Genomic DNA, 17,945 nt, shown 5'->3' on the forward strand with positions numbered 1-17,945 from the left:
AACTAGCTTGTATGTTTTGATTAGAATACCCCAAAAATTTAATATTATGATAAACAAAAATGACCCTCCGCATACTGAAGGGTTTTAGGACTTGCATCAATTAGATTTCAAAAGCGATAAAGCTTCCTTCGTCATCAAAATCGGTGATATGAAAGACACGGTCTGAGAATGATTCTGCGACGGCTGTATCTTTTCCTATTGCTAATGTAAGTACTTTGAACTCCTTTTGTTTTTTCTTATCATTGAATTCCGTTAGAAAACTTTCGCTAATCTCGTCTTCTCCATCACTAACAAAAATGACATCTGCATGTTTAAATGTACTGTCATCTATTACTTCAAGGACGCCTTGCAGTGATAGTGTAAAATCTGTTCCCCCGCCCAAAAATGTTCTGGCCAGTCGTGCAATTTCATTTGACGTAATCTTACCTTTAGTGAATACTTCTTTTTGAATGGTTGTAGAAAATAATAGAACGCATAAATCCCGGCGTTGTTTCTTGGCGATGGATAGAAGTGCCAAGATGAACCCTTTTGACTGAGTATCAAGCAACTTCATACTTCCCGATTGGTCAAGACAAAAAACAATTGGACCTTTGCCAAGATTTTCTCGCTTCTTCTGTTCAAACTGCATAGTATTTCCTTCCGCAAAACGCCGCAGAAAATCTTTTCTCATCGACTCATTTGAATATAGTCCTAATTCCATCGGCAAGAGACGTTCTATTTCATTTCCAATAGTTACGCCACGTCTCTCTATCGCCTCCACATAGGTCGTCTTCTGCTTTTCCCGCGCCACTTCTTGAAAACGACCAGCCCACTCTGCAATTTCCTGCATTTTTGGATCCATCGCTAGTTGATCCGCTACTGCCAGTTGTTCACGTAACGGCACTTTTTTTAACTCTGCGTCCCCTTTACCGGCACTGCACCCGCCTATCAGAGATATCAGGCTGTCTTTTACTTTAATCGATTCTTCAACCGCTTCATCGATTGCTTGCAAAAATCGTTCGCCATTTGTTTCGAGTGTAAATTCCAGCTGATCATTTAACTTATCAGTAGCATCGGCCAGTTCTTGGACAGATCCGTCTTCTACGTCCTGTTGTCGATCCGAATGTTCAATCGGCACGTCATCTTGTAGCGCTTCTACAGCTTCCATTTTCTTTAGTAATTCTTCATCCATAGCTTTTGCTTCTGCGAGCCATAGATTGATTTTCTCAACCAACTTTACGGTACAGACAGTTGCAGCCAGATCGTCCAATCGAGTAAAATTTCTATATTCCTCAAACTTTTCATCTTTCATTAGCTTTTCCATAATGGTCTTATTCGTTTTCAGTGCTGGATCCATTAGCTCAAGTAAAATTCGTGGTTTCATTTTATATAACGATGCCCAGACATCGCCTAGCAACGCTTCAGTAGTAGGTAATTGTCCTTCTTCCCTGACCTTTTGCAAACCGTCTGACATCCCGAACAGTTCTTTAAAGCGTCTTTTATCAAATGCATCTGTATTCAGTACGGAGCGATGATCTCTAATTATTTTACTTCTTTTCATTAAATATCACTCCTTTTACATTCTGAAGAAGATACCACGCCGCTCACTATTTCCCTCTTTCTTTTCGTTCATTCCACCGTAGTATGCAGTATCCATTCGGCTGCTTTCTACTTCATTTTTCAAGGAAATAATTTGTTTTTGTAAATGATCCACTTCAGTAGTACGGCTACCATTCTGCTCTTTTAAATTATTGAGTTCTATTGATAAAGCAGAAATTTTCTGGACCGCTTCCATACCTGCTTCTGTTGACTGGTCACGCAATGCGCAATCATAGATCTCATTCGCTTCATTTTCAATTGCTGAAAGTCTTTGTGCTAAACTATCCTGTGAATGTCTACGGACAATACGGCAAACCGTCTCTTTTTGATCCAAAGTCTCCCAGAGAGCATTCTGAAGAATCACCATATCAACCGGCTGTACGGATTCTCTTTGATTGATCAAAGCTCTCGCTTGCAAGATACTTAAAGATTGTTTGAATCGACGATCCGACGGCTGTATTCCTTCGTCCTGGAGTTCTCTTCGAATTGTAGACAATGTATCATATACTTCATCTGAAATATGCACTTTATTGGTCATACTTTGAAGTTGCACTAACTCATCCAAATGCATAGTCGGAATTTCGACATGTTCGCCTTCATCTTTCATCATGGATACAAAGTTCGATTCATCTGCAATGAAATTAATTTCAAATCGTAATAGGAAGCGGTCAAATAAAGCTTCTAGACCTTCGCCTTCCTCGGGATATTCGTTGGAAGCGCCAATGATTGACATTAAGGGTGCTTTGATAGGTTGTCCATCATTATAAAATAGTCTTTCGTTGATTAAGGTCAATAAACTGTTTAATATAGCAGAGTTTGCTTTAAAGATTTCATCTAAAAATACCAAATGTGCTTCTGGCATTTTTGTTGCCGTATTGCGCTTATATACGCCTTCTTCTAAATCTTTTAACGACAGTGGTCCAAATACTTCCTCCGGGGTACTGAATCTTGTCAGTAACCATTGAAAATAGGACGTGCCATTCACGATTTTTGCTAGTTCTACTGATAGTGCAGATTTCGCTGTACCAGCTGGCCCAATCATTAACATATGTTGTTTGGATAGGAGAGCTATTAAGATCCCTTCTACCTCGTTTTCACGTTCAAAGAACTTTGCATTCAATGCCTTTTTTATTTCATGTAACTTCTTTATAGTAGTTTCCATATAGACATCTCCTCAATTCATCATAACGAACCATTGTTTTCTTTATGTAACAGTGTGACTGTAATCTGATGATTTTAACCGCTCAATCCATAATTCCTTAATGGATTATTACTGATGGCAAGCTTATTCTCTAGGAGCGATAAACACAGCAAACATCTAAAATCATAACAACGCTCCACACGCTGTATAAAAAACACCCCTTAAGCTTGACTCTTTGTAAAAGTCTAGCTTAAGGGGTGTTAATTTTTAGTAAGATTTATCACTTTGAATTCTTTGATAAAATGCTTCAAAGCCTTCTTTAGATTGATGTACAGCAAAGGCATTGTTGAAAGTATGTCCTCTTCCGTCGACAACTCATTAGTTACAGATGCTCTTAGCGATCCATGACTAATATGTTTTCAATGACTTAACCAAGTTTCTCATTCCATTTAGGATTCATAGATAGAGTCCTCCTGCTTGATGCTGGATCAACTCAACGTTGACATCCAGCATCATCTATCCAACCAAGTATAATTTATAAGAAAATACAGTATTATTCTTTAAATGATAAACCCTCTTCTTCTAAAAAATTTCTCATAATTGGTAAGGAAGCGGGTCCAATGCCATGGTTTTTCAGAATTTCTTTTTCGGTGTATTTTGATAGTTTTTGTAAAGTATCAATACCATTATGAACTAAGGCATTTCTGGCAGGTGAGCTTAATTTCGATAGGAATCCACTTTTTGGTTTATTCTCTTTATCACAAGTAGGGCAACTTGTGCAGTCACTACTTTTGTAATAAGTATGCCCTTTTTCACAAACCTTTAAATTCATTTTTGCTTTCAATAGTAACACTCCCACTAATCTCTAAATCCAATATAACATACTTCCAACAACTGCCTTCTACATTTTCGATATGACAATACAAACCAAAATAAAGATTGCTATCAAAATAAAGAATGCTTTCAAAACGTAGTAGGGACTATTTGTTAAGGTAGCAGCAAGTAGCTCACCTATTATAGTTCCATCCCCTGAACTTGATTTTTTACTATTCTTTTCATGGTATTCCTTTGAGTAAAGAATTCCAAATGCCAGTGTCAATATTGCTATAGATCCTGCAAGAATTTCTCCCCATCCCCAAATCAAAACGTTTTCCTGCTTTCTAAATTTTAATTGACCTTATTCAACTAACTTGCCACTTTAATTGAACTAGAAAAAGACGTTTAATTAGCTCAATGTTGCAATCAACTAAAACAGTTATTCTACCATGCGACAGGTTGTCACCTGTTGACTTTACATAGAACTTCTTCTTTTTTCTTAATACATATAAAATATCTTCTCTTTAATTAGCTTCCTATGGTAATCGCATTTCCTTTATTTTGTAAAGTAGATACTATACTTAATGCCGCAAGATAGCTTGTTTTAGGGTTGTTTGGCATTGGCTCATTTTCGATTAGTAAATTCATTTTACCGAAATCACCTTTCGCTTCAATAAGATGTGTATTCCGTTGAATATTCGGATCTGCTATCACGCGTACTGCCGTTTTATCCGCACCTAGTCCTGCAATGGATAATAGCAATGCAACATTGACGTTTTTAGGGAATTTTTCAATTGCATCTAAAGCTACACCATCAAAAATACATTCTTCTGCAGACTTCACATCTAGCCCTAGTGATGGATAAGACTTTTTAGTCGTAATGCGTACTTCCTTTAATCCACCTAGTGAATTGGCTGATTGTAGAAGATCTAGTCCACCAATCGCTCCTGAAGGTAGGTAAATATGTTGCTGATTCTTACGCGCTACTTCTCTCATTTCATTCAAATATGCAACATCTTTAAATACCCCAATACTGCTCAGTATCATGTCTTTCTTATTCACCAGCACTTCTTCCATATGCTTCATCGCTACTTCAATCGTTGCTGCTTCCACGACTACATCCATAGGAGATTGAATGAACTCCTGAAAGTCCGTATAGAACGTTGCGCTGTACTGTGTTTCTAGTCTCGGCCCCACCTCTAGGTTTCGACCGAATATGGAAATAACTTCACCGTCCACTTTGCTGTTCCAGTTGATACTTTCTAAAAGATACTGCGCAATATTGCCAGTCCCAATTATGCCGATTTTCATTTTACAACACCTCTTCCTTCAGTATATACACTTCTTCCAGAAATGGATGACTTTCTCTTTCAATACCCTATCTATACATAAACAACGCAAAGTACGAATAGGATGATATGGATAACAGATAGATAAATTAGGGGGTATGTATGAGTGGCTGGTTATACAGATAATTATGAACGGGATACGTACGGTATTATTGATTTTTGGGTGCGCAATAACTTTGAACATGGTGAGTTTTTCGATCGAGAAATCAGTCATCATGAGTTAGAGTTAGCACGCGCCAATCAGCAAATGATCGACCGCATGGGGAAAATTTTTAAAAAGACTGAATCTAAAACCGGTGACATCGGATTAATTATCGACGAGGCAAAGAGTTCTACAAAAGAGTTCGCTGATTTACTCCTGCATACGATGGATCGTGCGTTACATTGCGATGTAATTATTTCTACCCCTACTTCCCTTCTTGATCACATGATTCGAGAGGCTGAGGAAGCCGAGCGTGTGTTCAAATTAATTGAAACGAATTCTTACATCACACCAGCGGATGCAACACTACATGAGAGCAACTTCTGGCTTCGTCAAATGCTTGACCACTTACTATTCATCAGCCATTACGTGGATGCTTCTAACTATGAATTACACGATCAAGTGCGCGCGATGACTAGGAAGTTTGAAAACCTTTTACTACAAGCGCAAGCTTTGAAGACGATCATTCGAAGACCACGTAATGAAGTATCACCTGTGTTAAATACATTCAATCAAATGGTGATAAAAGAAGCAAAAGCACTCGAAGCTTTCAAGCTAGAATTAAGTGACCTAATCAAAGCATGTGCCGCAGTTACAACGGCTCCGCCGGATTTGCTGGAACATATTGCGAGAGAAGCCCACCATCTGTGGAAAAATCTCGAAGATCAGGTTGTAAACTAATTTCCAGGAAAATATTTCACGATGTGAGCAAGTGAACACACACTCAAGAATAATAGAAGTGATAGTTCCAATTAACAAGCTTTCATTTTGTGATTGAAGAATAGGTAGTACGAGTACGTAGTCTCCGATCAGTGCAAAAAAGAGATTGTCACGCTATATCAGCGTAGACAATCTCTTTTTTATTTCACTATGGTCACAGGACACTCAACGTGCTTCATCACCTTATGACTGACGCTACCTAACACCATTTCCTGTAATGAATTTAAACCACGACTGCCGATAACTAGTTTGTCGATTTTTTTTAGATTTACATAATTTATAATTTCCTGGCTTGGATTCCCTTTAAGCATGATCACTTTCGCATCCACAGCCGCCTCTTTTGCCATGGCTAAAATCGGTTGCATCTTTTGTTCTCGTTTCAGTGATAGACTTTCAGGGCTTTGTGATAACAGCCTTTCATCCTTTGCCTTGCTAAAATCCTGTACATAGATAATCTCTAACGTAACTTTAGGTAAATATTCCGCTAGCATAATCGCATGTTTTGCGGCACGCATCGCATTTTCAGACCCATCAATCGCTACAGCAATTTTCATATCGTTCACTCCCTCACAATAATTTTTCATATAATTGTTCACTTGAAGAATTTAGTCCACGAATCGTGACTGCTGTCCCTTTACTTTCAAGCTTTGATACCACTTTTAAAATGGCACCCACTGCAGATTCATCCCACAGCTGACTATTTTCAAAATCAATAACAATTTGCTTTTCATGTATCTCATCAAATGCCTGGATAAACTTCGTCGTAGAAGCAAAAAATAATGGACCTTGTATTTTATAGATACCCTCTTTATTCGTTACCGAGACACGCGATATCTTCGCAACGAAGAATAATGCACTTAGAACAACCCCGATCACTACACCAATTGCCAAGTTATGCGTGTATAAAATAATCACCACTGTTATCAGCATAACAATAGATTCTGATCGTGGTGCAGTTCGAAGAAATTTAAACGATCCCCAGTTGAAAGTCGTAGCCGCCACCATAACCATGACGCCTGCAAGAACAGGCATCGGAATTTTGACGACCAAATCCCCTAATACCATAATCAAAAACAGTAAAAATGCTCCAGCAGTCAATGTAGATAATCGACCTCTACCACCCGATTTGACGTTTATGACGGATTGCCCTATCAACGCGCAGCCTGCCATTCCACCAAAGAATCCAGTGATGAAGTTAGCAATACCCTGTCCGCGTGCTTCACGGTTTTTATTGCTCGGTGTGCCTGTCATGTCATCCAGCACTTGCGAAGTCAGCAACGACTCTAGTAACCCGACAATCGACAGTGCCAATGAATACGGTAAAATAATTTTCAGGGTCTCAAAGTTCAATGGAATATTAGGGAAAAAGAATGTTGGCAATGAACTCGGCATCGCCCCCAAATCTCCGATCGATTGTAATCTAACTCCACTGAACAGCGCAATGGCTGTCATAACCACAATCGCAATCAGCGGAGCCGGTATCAATGTAAAGAAACGCGGTACTGCATATACTAAAATCAATGTAGCGATCGCAAATACATACGTCATCATACCCGAACCAATCAAATATGGTAGCTGTGTAATAAAAATCATAATTCCTAGCGCATTTACAAATCCTAACATCACGGAGTTCGGTATGAAGCGCATTAAATTTGCGACGCCTAGTGAGCCTAAAATCAATTGAATAATACCCGTTAAAATAGTGGCTGCCAGTACGTATTCGAGACCATGATCGGCCATTAAACTGACAAGTACTAATGCCATGGCACCCGTAGCAGCCGATATCAATCCAGGTCTGCCTCCGACAAACGCAGTAATAATGGCAATAGTAAATGATGCATATAGCGCGACACGCGGATCAACCCCAACGATAAACGCAAAAGCCAATGCTTCCGGAATGAGCGCTAGTCCTACGACTATACCTGCCAATATATCGGCGCGCACATTACCAAACCATTGCTGCTGGAAAGTTTGCATATTGTTCCCCTCTCGTCATAAATAAGTTCATACTATCTTAAAAGACAAACAGCATATCATTTCTAGTCCCATAATAGAATCATTTTAGGAAACAATCTGGATACATAGGGTATAGATATATTCGTCCGATTGTAGGTGAACAGCCAACTAATCAAACAATACACCTCCTAACACTATATACGATATCAAAGAAGAAACTGGTATCAGTAAGTCAACATTTTATCACTATTTAGATAATCAATCCTCAGCAACCACAAATAGTAACTGACTATTTGTGTCTATCGCAATGGATCCAAAATAGCCATCCTTATCTATTCCAACAAATTATAGACCGTGTTATTAGATTAATTTAATGCTCATTTCATCTAATGTACCGTCTTCTACGTTAAAGATGAATAATTGATTTTAACCTCTTTATATTGTAAGAAACTAGACCTATATGTTATTTAGTGTAAGTAATAGACTTTTAACCTATTTTCATAGATTTAAACTTCATCAGGATGTATAATGAAATAAAAACAGACAGGAGTTAGGATTTCGGATGATTAGATTCAATAGTATTAAGTCAAAACTACTAACAGGCTTCTCTATTGTGCTTTTATTAATAGTTTTACTAGGTATGTTTATTTTCTCTACCCTCCACGCAAATAATGAAGCAACGAAAAACATTCTAGAAAAAGAGTTGCCTCTATTAATTGCAGACGAGCAGTTGGCACTTGGTATGGCGAATCGAATCGCCTCCTCCAGGGGATATATTATGACAGGAGAATTAAGCTACAAAGAGATATTTGATACATATACAGAAGATGGTGTAAAGCATCAAACCACTGTTAGTGATCTGGAAAATTCGAAGGAAATACAGGATTTGATTCAAAGAACCGTCGAATGGCGGGAGTACATCACAGAAAATGTTTTCGCGGAATATGAACGTGGTAACAAAGAGTTGGCTGAACGTAATTTGTTGGCCTCGAATGATGAGGCACGCAGCTTAATGCACTCATACGAAAAAGCAGCTGAGGATCGTGAAGTCATCATTATTGATATTGAAAAGAATTTGCTTGCAAGTGGCAAAAATACATTGATTTTGGTTACAAGTGTAATAACCTTAGTTATTCTTTTGAGCATGGTAGTTGCTGTCATTACCGCCAATTCTATTTCCAAGCCTCTTCACGTGGTAATGGAACGAATGAAACGTATCGCTACCGGGAATTTAAGCAGTCCGCCTTTAGAAACAAATTTGCGAGATGAAATTGGACAACTGTTCGCATCTACGAATGAGATGAGTAATAATACGCACAAACTATTGGATGAGATACATACTGTGGCTCAAACGGTTTCATCACAAAGTGAAGAACTGACTCAATCTGCTGGAGAAATAAAAATAGGTACTGCTCAGATCGCTACTACAATGGAAGATTTGGCTTACGGCACTGAATCCCAAGCCACTAACGCAAGTAGTTTGTCGACTTCAATGGAAGTCTTCGTCTCCAAAGTAATGGATGCCAATGAAAACGGAGTCCATATTCAGCAGTCATCAAATGAAGTGCTGAACATGACGAGTACTGGGAGCAAAGTGATGGATTCTTCATTGGAACAGATGAAGATTATCGATCAAATCGTCCATAATGCAGTGACAAACGTAGAAGGATTAGACAAGCATACACAACAAATTTCCCAACTTGTTTTGGTTATACAAGGAATTGCAGCACAAACTAATTTGTTAGCGTTAAATGCAGCGATTGAAGCAGCTCGAGCTGGTGAACACGGTAAAGGATTTGCTGTGGTGGCCGATGAAGTACGGACCCTGGCAGAACAATCTTCCGCGTCCGTTACCAATATCACTGAAATCGTCAATCGGATTCAAACTGAGTCCACTATGGTTACCAATTCATTACAAGAAGGATATAAGCAAGTGGAGGAAGGGACAATCCAAATAAAACGTACTAATGAAACATTTGATAATATAAGTGACGCCGTAACGGATATGGTCAATCGGATCCAAAGTATCTCGAACGACCTTCAAGATATTTCGGAAAGCAGTCAGGAAATGAGTGGGTCCATCGAAGAGATTGCAGCGATTACTGAAGAGTCTGCTGCAGGTGTGGAGCAAACTTCAGCATCTTCACAACAAGCAAGTAGCGCAATAGAAGAAATAGCAAGTAACTCCGACGATTTAGCCCGATTGGCTGAAGAACTCAATGCGCTTGTACGAAAATTTACTTTATGATTGAAAAAGCGTCTGCTACTATGCAGACGCTTTTACGTGATTCGTTTTATTTTTTAGAGGGTGAGAAATAAATATCCCTTCTGCAACCTCTCCCGACAATTTCAATCCACACTCCCTATACGGGGAGCGACCGCAATATATAAACAAAAAACTTAATCCAAGTCTATATATTGTCTATTCCATTATAACTTACTACTCTAAAAAGTTAAACGAAATTTAATTCAGCAGTTTTCCATAAATTAAATGCGCGAACCTATCTGGATTTTTATGTTCCCTTAATAGAAGAATAAACATCAAGATCACTGCGTTAGTGAAGGACTAATAATAATACTTCCACATGCGGGATTAGTCTCCAAGATACTTTTCCCTTTAAAACAGATGAGTGAGTGATTGTTTGTTATTTTCTTTTTGCGGAGTTGTAATATTCTAATCCCTACACTCTTTTATCAAAGCTAGACTTACTTACTGTACAATTATATTCTACAGACAAATATATTTTCAATTACACCCACTTAACGTAGTTGACTCCCGCCAAAATTCCCCCGCTTAATTTCTGCAACTTCATATACCGCCACAAATGCATTTTTGTCTACGTCACGAATGATTTCTTTCATTTTACTATCTTCCAAATGATAAATATTACAAGTGATTTCTATGAATTCCTTATTCGTGAAACTCCCTTGCACCACTTGATAAGTAGCACTTCGACCTAAACGTTCATGAATCTCTTCTATCATCAATTCAGGTTGATCCGTTACAATCTTAAATGTTTTGGAACCACTAAATCCAATTTCCATGATAGATATGACTTTCGATGCGATGAAATAAGCAATTGCTGACATAATCGCACCAGTCAGCCCAAAGACAGTTGAAACGACGATAAAGACAAAAACATTTAGGAATAAGATTAGATCACTTGTCCCAAATGGGAGTTTTCTTGAAAGCAATACTGCGAGCATATCAATACCGTCAAGTGCTCCACCATTACGCAAAGCTATTCCGATTCCGACTCCAATAATGATACCGCCAACGACAGTTATCAATAATGTATCATCTTGAACAATGATGGGAATATGATGCATTAAACTTGTACTGGCGCTTAAGGATACGATGCCCACGACAGAAAGTGCTGCAAAGCGCCTACCTACCTGTTTGTAACCAAGGAAGATAAACGGTATATTTAAAATCGCAATTAATACACCTAACGGAAGTCCAAAAACTTTAGAACCCACAATACTTAGTCCTGTAACCCCACCATCCGATACATTGTTTGGAATAAGGACTGACTCAAGTCCATACGCTGTAATCACTGCACCCATCATGACGAAAAAGGCTTGCAATAGAAGACGTAACTTCTTATGTGACTTCTTTGTAATTACTTTCATCTTCTCATTCCTTTCAGTTATTTAGTAAGTCACATACTTCTATTTACCATACCCTTTTATCTAGATAAACTATTCCATGGACAGTAGATTTTTGTATTTTTTTGTATCAATGACATGACGCGCAACTAAATATAGTAGTAGCATAGAAACCACATGGCCGCAGTAACCCAAGAGTCGTATCGAAAAGGAAAAGACCAGTCATCCCATGATGACTGGTCTTTCTAGTAGTTAAAATCTTGATTTTGCTGGTTTCTTCATTGGGGCTTTATTCATCAAATACGAGATGAATGTATCATCCGCCAAGTTGGGATTGGATGAGTTCAGCAACACAGCTAGATTCTTCGCATCATCGAGCGCTCTATGGGCGTTATGCACTTGAATTCGGTGCGCTCTCAGCAATTGTTGTAGTTTGCCGTTTTCAAATCCATAATTTTTCCATTTGATTTGTCTAACGGAGCAATACCAGTCCATGTCGAGCGTTTCAGGTAATAGTCGACTAACGAAGCCCCTATCAAATGATGCGTTATGTGCTACTATACCGTCTGCTTGATCTAGTATTTTTAGTATTCTATCCATATCAAGCGACTTCCCTCTGACCATCTGATCGGTAATGCCAGTGAGCTGGGTAATGATCGGGGAGATAGAATAGAACGGTTCTTGAAACTCGCAATACTCATCTGCCACTCGAACAATACGATTATCTTCATACTCTCCCAGCATAACCCCTAACTCGATTACTTCACTCGTCTCGGCACGCATGCCTGTTGTCTCCACGTCAATAAATGCTATATGTTTTGTCATGTGAAAACTCCTTTTACACTCTATTTGCATGATATCGAGAATATAATTATGAACAGTTTGATCCTTTTAGTATATCAGGATTTCAATACAATATGTTCCACTTGAACTGTCAGCATTTAATTGAACGTCTAGTAATTTCATAAGTTGCCACACAATTCAACGTGCTGTATACTAGAATTGCTTACATGATTGTCCGTCCGGGTGCTTGAGAGAATCAGGCTGAGATAGCAGATGAATCCTCTGCTGACCGTTAATCTGATCTGGGTAATGCCAGCGTAGAGAGCGTGATCGATGGAATTATACAGGAATCTCTTTCCTTCCTCGGCCGTCTGCTCTTCAGACGGCTTTTTTGTATAAAAAATAACGAGGAGTGGAAGAGTTTGAAAAAGTTAAAGTTTACCGATTTATTGATCACCATCATGATCGGCGTTGTATTTGGCGTGCTCATGAAGTTTTGGGATGATTTATACACTGTCGTCAAACCGATCATGCCTGTTGCACGTCAACTGCTTTACGGTATGTGGTTCATGGTGGGACCGTTTGCCTTCCTATTATTACGAAAGCCCGGTACTGCATTCATCGCAAGTATTGCAGGGGCTTCCTTGTCTTCATTTGCCGGCCATGGTATTGAAGTATTGATGTATGGATTCGCACAAGGACTTGCTGCTGAATTATTGTTCGCTGCATTCCGTTATCGACGCTATTCTATTTTAATTGCAGGGTTAGCAGGAGTCGCGTCATGTCTTGCAAGTTTCGGACTTGATTTGATTTATGGTTACGCAGCACTCGAAACATGGGCACTCATTGTGAAATACGGATTACGTGCAATCAGCGCATTCATCTTCACAGGTATTTTCGCTGTGTTTATTGTAAAAGCGCTAGAAGCAACAGGTGTGACATCGCTAATTCGCCCCGTCGATAAGAAAGAATATACGATGCTTGATCAGTAAAAGCGGAGGTATGATCCAACTATGAATAACATCAGCGTTACCGATTTACGACTGAAGTTTCCTGGAGAAGATGCTTTGGTCTTTAAGGACCTCTCCTTTTCTGTTCAGTCCGGTGAAAAAGTTCTCATGCTCGGTCCTAGCGGTTGTGGGAAATCCACTTTACTTCAAGTACTGAGTGGCATTATCCCGAACTCTATCGAACTGCCAATGAAAGCAACAAGCATTCAGTTACCAGACTCGTGGGGGTTCGTTTTCCAAGACCCAGATACACAGTTCTGTATGACCTACGTCGATGAAGAACTCGCATTCGTTTTAGAGAATCTTCAGGTGCCACGTGAAGAAATGGCACCTCTTATTGAGGAGGTGTTGAAGCGTGTAGACTTGCACTTGATAGATGCCCACACGCCCATCAATGAAATGTCTCAAGGTATGAAACAACGGTTGGCATTGGCTTCTGTTTTATTATTGGAACCGGACGTGCTATTTCTGGACGAACCTTCCGCATTACTGGATCCGGAAGGCACGCAACAGATTTGGACTTCTATTAAAGAAGCAACCGCTGATAAAACTGTGATCATCGTGGAGCATAAAATCGATTTGATTGCTGACTGGGTAGATCGTGTTGTGTTGTTTAATGATCATGGTGTCATACTAGCAGACGGTTCACCTGCAGATATTTTTGCAAACTTTCAGGAAGAACTGAAACGTTATGGCATTTGGTATCCAGGGGTATGGGAAGAATATAAAACTTCTGATGCATTTCAATTGATGATGCTAAATCGTCAAGTGGTTTCATCACAAGAGAAAATTCATATCGAGGATTTTCACGGTTATCGTGGTCTAGTGGAGAAGATTTCCGCCAAACATGCGACTGTACAGGCCGGTGACTGGATTACGATTGTTGGGGAAAATGGTTCTGGTAAAAGTACATTGCTTTTATCTCTTATGCAATTGCTTCGGACTAACGGCGTCTATGAAGTGAACGGCGTAGCCATTGTGTGGAAAAAGAAGAAACGGCAACTCCCGAAAGGTCTATCGCTCGTCTTTCAAAATCCCGAACTACAATTTGTAACGAACTCGATCACGGAAGAATTAACAGTATCTTTGCACGGTATGCCAAAAGCCGATGCAGACATGTATGCAAAGGAATTGATGCGCTTATTTAACCTGCCCGATTCCGTTTCACGCCATCCTTATCAACTATCTACGGGCCAAAAGCGTCGCTTGAGTGTAGCAACTGCCCTTACTCCTAGTACGGATATCCTGTTACTCGATGAACCTACTTTTGGACAGGATGCACGAAACACATTCGCTATTCTTGAGAAATTGGAGCAGTTGCGCACGAAAGGCATGACAATTTTGATGGTTACGCATGATACGGAAATAGTAGAGAACTTCGCTACTGCTGTTTGGACTGTAGTTGACGGCGTTGTGCATACGGCTAATGAAGTTGGTGGTGCAAAGAGTGTTTAATTGGTTCACACCTAAACGCGAAACCTGGCTATTCCGAGTCAATCCCGCGCTAAAATTCATCGTATTTTTTGCGTTCTTGATCATTACGCTTGTGAATCAAAGTTTACCTTTTGCTATCTCACAAGCTATTCTATATGGAATATTATTTTATATATTCAGCGGCTATTCACTGAAGAAACTTTTATTGCTTTCCATTCCGTTAGTCATTTCATTCCTGTCCACTGGATTGACGATGTTATTATTCGGTAAGGGTGAAACGGTGTTGTGGCAATGGGGACTACTCAAGATTTCCGAAGAGAGTATTCAACACGCGCTGTTGCTCGGGAGTAAATCACTTTCATTTGGCTTCTTCGGCTTTACGTTTATCTTAACAATCCAACCCGTACTATTCTTTTATGCTATGATGCAGCAGTTTCGTCTGCCGTCTAAATATGCCTATAGCTTTATTGCAGCTTTTCGTTTAATTCCTGCTGTCACTGAAGAGCTGCAAATTCGTAGGAATGCTTTAAAAGTACGGAATATCCAGTTTTCAAAAGGATTTAGAGGTATATATGAACGATTGCAGTCCCATACAGTTCCTCTATTTGCCCAAAGTATACGTCGCGCACAACGCATTGCCGTGGCGATGGAAGCTAAACAGTATCAGATGGGTGCTGCGAGGACGTATTATTATCCTACACGGTATACCGGGGTAGATATGGTGTTTTTACTTGTCATGATATGTAGTTTATCTTCAGCCTTTTTGCTATCAATATATCGATAATTAGCGATATAGAATATGTAACCAAATTAAAAGAGAGCACAGATCTAGTTCAGATCCTGTGCTCTCTTTTTTCATTACACACGCTGATGATCTGCTCTCCATGATTTTATGGATTTCTTAATTTCATCAGGTGACAGATCTTCCACTGCTGCTCGATTCGCAAGCACCACGTACTCTTCATCTGAAGCAAATCGTAATGCAATCCATTGTGATTTCGTCAAATGTGCAGCTAAACGGTTACCCGTCAACATAAAGTAACGAAGCTGTTCTTCCGTGACGATTAATCGATCTTGCAAAGACAACGCATAAATCCGTGCAAGCATCCCTGGAATAATAGCAAGAACGATGACAGCGAATAATAACATAATCTGCATTGAAAAACCATGCTTTACAAATTGATAAATTCCATAGATCGCTGTTGTCAAAATCAATAGAACGCTTAATGGTAACCAAATATAGTGTTGCAAAGGTGTTACCCGTGTATGATTTTCATACGATTGTTCTTTCATCTCGTCCCTCCTCACATACCTACAGGGGTATCTTACATGATTTAATATTAGTTGTATACATAATTGCCCTTTCTTAAGGTAGTGGTTTCAATTCATCGTGAAACCATTCGATCTTATTGAACAAGACTCAATAAACTTGGCGACTTGTATACACTCTTTCAATAGTTAGAATTATTAGCATTGACAAAACATATATATTTCATTATATTAAACCTACTATATCAATAAGGATTTAAGGAGTTGTTTTCTATGAAACTTTCAACAAAAATCACAGTCGGTCTTATGTCGGGTATAATTTTCGGCATTATCGTAAATATCTTTCTCCCGCAAGCAGTACCGCAATTGAATGAATACGTACTTTCCCCAATTGGTAAAATTTTCTTGAGCTTAATCCAGTTCGTAGTAGTACCCATTGTGTTTACATCTTTGATTGTAGGTTTCTCTAGTATAGATCACTCTGAAAAAGTTGGACGGTTGACAGGGAAGCTATTATTCCTTTACATCAGCACAAGCATACTCGCGCTTGTCATTGGTTACATCACCGCTTCAGTATTGAAACCCGGGAATATGGTAGATGGCTTAGGGGAAGTGGCAGCGGGAGAGGCAAAGGAAGGACAAGGTATTCTTGAATGGTTGATTTCGATAGTTCCTACCAATCCATTCGAAGCGTTCGCCACAGGGAATTTGTTGCAGATTATCTTCACGGCAATTATTGTTGTTATCGGAATTCGTATGGCTGGCAGTCAAGCAAAACCATTTCTTTCATTCGTAGAAAGCGTACACACTATCGTAGAAAAGATTACGATGCTTGTTTTGAAATTATCGCCAATAGGTGTTTTCGCCTTAATTAGTTCTGTAATTGCCACGCAAGGTCTTGATATTTTGCAAAAATTATTTGTTTATATTTTAGGATTAATCTTAGCTTTGACACTGATGGCTATCGCGTACTTTGTTATTTTAAGCTTCCTGCATGTGTCTCCAAAGCACTTCTGGAAAAGCTTCCAGCCGACATTCGGTATCGCATTCGGTACGGCTAGCTCTAATGCAGCATTGCCGGTCGCTATTGAAAATAGCAAAAAAGAATTTAAAATGAAAGAAGAGATTGCAGGTTTTGCGATACCTTTAGGAACTGCCTTGAAACGGGACGGTGCTTGCATTTTGCAGACATTCAATGCTTTATTCGTTGCTCAGCTATTTGATATCCAGCTGAGTGGCGCACAAATCCTAGCAATCATTGTCAGTGCACTTGTCGTATCATTTAGTACAGCTGGTGTGCCAGGTGCAGGTATCATTATGATGTCCACTGTACTTGCCGCAGCCAATTTACCTCTTGCGGGTATTGCGCTTGTCGCTGGAGTGGATCGTTTGACTGATGGCTTCCGTACATTGTTGAACGTATTTGGCAATACAGCCAATGCCGTGATACTAGATAAGTGGGAAGATAATTCTTCAATCACCGATATGAAAACGCAAAGTCCAGAACCAGCATACGCCGACAGTAAAAGACTCTAAAAAACTGCCGTAACATATCTGTAGGATATGCTACGGCAGTTCTGCTTTATATTGTTTATTTAATTATCGTGACAGAGCTATTCACATGTTTAATTACTTTTTGACTGACACTACCCATAACTAGCTTTTTAAGTAATTTTAAACCGCGACTGCTTAGGATGAGATGATCAATTTCATTCGTGTTTACGTGTTTAATGATTTGCTGATGCGGATTTCCCTGGAGCATTGTAACTTCTGCGACTATTCCACTATCATTGACTAACTTCAATGCAGATTGCATCTTCTTCTTCTGGTACATAGCAAGACTGTTAGGACTTTGTTTTAACAATCGCTCATCTTCTTTATTAAAGTCGATCACATGGATCAATTCCAGTTTCGCTCCAGAAAATTGTTGCATTAACATGATCGCGTAATCTGTTGCCCGTAATGCATTATCTGAGCCATCTACCGCCACAGCAATCTTCATGATAAAACCTCCTAAAACTACTTTCTTCGTTTTTACAATTGAGATCTTCTCTCAGCTTCCGTCACAGACATAACAT

General features: G+C 39.3%; 17 protein-coding genes and 1 riboswitch. Of the genes, 6 read left to right on the forward strand and 11 right to left on the reverse strand.

Going from position 1 to position 17,945, the window contains the following annotated elements; translation table 11 throughout:
• Window positions 1-100: 100 nt before the first annotated feature.
• The 5 genes from CSV60_RS07715 to nadX form a co-directional block, all read right to left on the reverse strand.
• Window positions 101-1,540, reverse strand: a complete 1,440-nt coding sequence (locus CSV60_RS07715; RefSeq protein ID WP_099636546.1) for a vWA domain-containing protein — start codon at window positions 1,538-1,540, stop codon at window positions 101-103.
• A gap of 15 nt (window positions 1,541-1,555) precedes the next feature.
• Window positions 1,556-2,740 (reverse strand): AAA family ATPase, encoded by a 1,185-nt coding sequence (locus CSV60_RS07720; RefSeq protein ID WP_099636547.1) that lies wholly within the window; start codon window positions 2,738-2,740, stop codon window positions 1,556-1,558.
• Window positions 2,741-3,272: 532 nt separating this feature from the next.
• Window positions 3,273-3,551: an RNA polymerase alpha subunit C-terminal domain-containing protein gene (locus CSV60_RS07725; protein WP_199175262.1), complete on the reverse strand. Its 279-nt coding sequence runs from the start codon at window positions 3,549-3,551 to the stop codon at window positions 3,273-3,275.
• 69 nt (window positions 3,552-3,620) lie between these two features.
• Complete coding sequence (locus CSV60_RS07730; protein ID WP_099631859.1) at window positions 3,621-3,863, reverse strand: hypothetical protein; 243 nt, start codon at window positions 3,861-3,863, stop codon at window positions 3,621-3,623.
• 200 nt (window positions 3,864-4,063) lie between these two features.
• The gene (gene nadX / locus CSV60_RS07735; protein ID WP_099636549.1) at window positions 4,064-4,846 is read right to left on the reverse strand and encodes an aspartate dehydrogenase; all 783 of its coding nucleotides are present in this window, start codon (window positions 4,844-4,846) and stop codon (window positions 4,064-4,066) included.
• Between the two features lie 144 nt (window positions 4,847-4,990).
• Between nadX and CSV60_RS07740 the strand changes: the two genes are divergently transcribed.
• Entirely contained in the window at window positions 4,991-5,767 is a 777-nt protein-coding gene (locus tag CSV60_RS07740; protein ID WP_099636550.1) for a DUF2935 domain-containing protein, read from the forward strand.
• A gap of 179 nt (window positions 5,768-5,946) precedes the next feature.
• Here the strand turns inward: CSV60_RS07740 and CSV60_RS07745 are convergent, their stop codons facing one another.
• Window positions 5,947-6,360, reverse strand: coding sequence for a universal stress protein (locus CSV60_RS07745; protein ID WP_099636638.1), 414 nt, complete (start codon window positions 6,358-6,360; stop codon window positions 5,947-5,949).
• 13 nt (window positions 6,361-6,373) lie between these two features.
• Window positions 6,374-7,783 carry a SulP family inorganic anion transporter gene (locus tag CSV60_RS07750; RefSeq protein ID WP_099636551.1) on the reverse strand — a complete coding sequence of 470 codons (1,410 nt, stop codon included), beginning with the start codon at window positions 7,781-7,783 and terminating at the stop codon, window positions 6,374-6,376.
• Window positions 7,784-8,324: 541 nt separating this feature from the next.
• Between CSV60_RS07750 and CSV60_RS07755 the strand changes: the two genes are divergently transcribed.
• Complete coding sequence (locus CSV60_RS07755) at window positions 8,325-10,010, forward strand: methyl-accepting chemotaxis protein (RefSeq protein ID WP_099636552.1); 1,686 nt, start codon at window positions 8,325-8,327, stop codon at window positions 10,008-10,010.
• A 512-nt stretch (window positions 10,011-10,522) separates the two neighbouring features.
• Here the strand turns inward: CSV60_RS07755 and CSV60_RS07760 are convergent.
• Complete coding sequence (locus tag CSV60_RS07760) at window positions 10,523-11,395, reverse strand: YitT family protein (RefSeq protein ID WP_099631854.1); 873 nt, start codon at window positions 11,393-11,395, stop codon at window positions 10,523-10,525.
• 228 nt (window positions 11,396-11,623) lie between these two features.
• Window positions 11,624-12,196, reverse strand: a complete 573-nt coding sequence (locus CSV60_RS07765) for an exonuclease domain-containing protein (protein WP_158232053.1) — start codon at window positions 12,194-12,196, stop codon at window positions 11,624-11,626.
• 187 nt (window positions 12,197-12,383) lie between these two features.
• A riboswitch (TPP riboswitch) is annotated at window positions 12,384-12,495 on the forward strand.
• Between the two features lie 81 nt (window positions 12,496-12,576).
• Between CSV60_RS07765 and CSV60_RS07770 the strand changes: the two genes are divergently transcribed.
• The 3 genes from CSV60_RS07770 to CSV60_RS07780 are packed head-to-tail and all read left to right on the forward strand — an operon-like array spanning window position 12,577 to window position 15,382.
• Window positions 12,577-13,146 carry an ECF transporter S component gene (locus tag CSV60_RS07770; protein WP_255397309.1) on the forward strand — a complete coding sequence of 190 codons (570 nt, stop codon included), beginning with the start codon at window positions 12,577-12,579 and terminating at the stop codon, window positions 13,144-13,146.
• A gap of 21 nt (window positions 13,147-13,167) precedes the next feature.
• Window positions 13,168-14,619 carry an ABC transporter ATP-binding protein gene (locus CSV60_RS07775; RefSeq protein ID WP_099636553.1) on the forward strand — a complete coding sequence of 484 codons (1,452 nt, stop codon included), beginning with the start codon at window positions 13,168-13,170 and terminating at the stop codon, window positions 14,617-14,619.
• Window positions 14,612-15,382, forward strand: a complete 771-nt coding sequence (locus CSV60_RS07780) for an energy-coupling factor transporter transmembrane component T family protein (protein WP_099636554.1) — start codon at window positions 14,612-14,614, stop codon at window positions 15,380-15,382. Before CSV60_RS07775 ends, CSV60_RS07780 begins: the two co-directional genes overlap by 8 nt.
• Window positions 15,383-15,456: 74 nt before the next feature.
• On the opposite strand, the gene CSV60_RS07785 is transcribed toward CSV60_RS07780, so the two are convergent.
• Entirely contained in the window at window positions 15,457-15,891 is a 435-nt protein-coding gene (locus tag CSV60_RS07785) for a DUF6526 family protein (RefSeq protein WP_099636555.1), read from the reverse strand.
• A 249-nt stretch (window positions 15,892-16,140) separates the two neighbouring features.
• On the opposite strand from CSV60_RS07785, the gene CSV60_RS07790 reads away from it, so the two are divergent.
• On the forward strand, window positions 16,141-17,403 hold the full coding sequence (locus CSV60_RS07790) for a dicarboxylate/amino acid:cation symporter (RefSeq protein ID WP_099636556.1): 1,263 nt from the start codon (window positions 16,141-16,143) through the stop codon (window positions 17,401-17,403).
• A 55-nt stretch (window positions 17,404-17,458) separates the two neighbouring features.
• On the opposite strand, the gene CSV60_RS07795 is transcribed toward CSV60_RS07790, so the two are convergent.
• On the reverse strand, window positions 17,459-17,869 hold the full coding sequence (locus tag CSV60_RS07795) for a universal stress protein (protein WP_099636557.1): 411 nt from the start codon (window positions 17,867-17,869) through the stop codon (window positions 17,459-17,461).
• Window positions 17,870-17,945 lie beyond the last annotated feature (76 nt).

Origin of the sequence: Sporosarcina sp. P7, assembly GCF_002743425.1 — a bacterium.
Taxonomy (GTDB): Bacteria; Bacillota; Bacilli; order Bacillales_A; family Planococcaceae; genus Sporosarcina.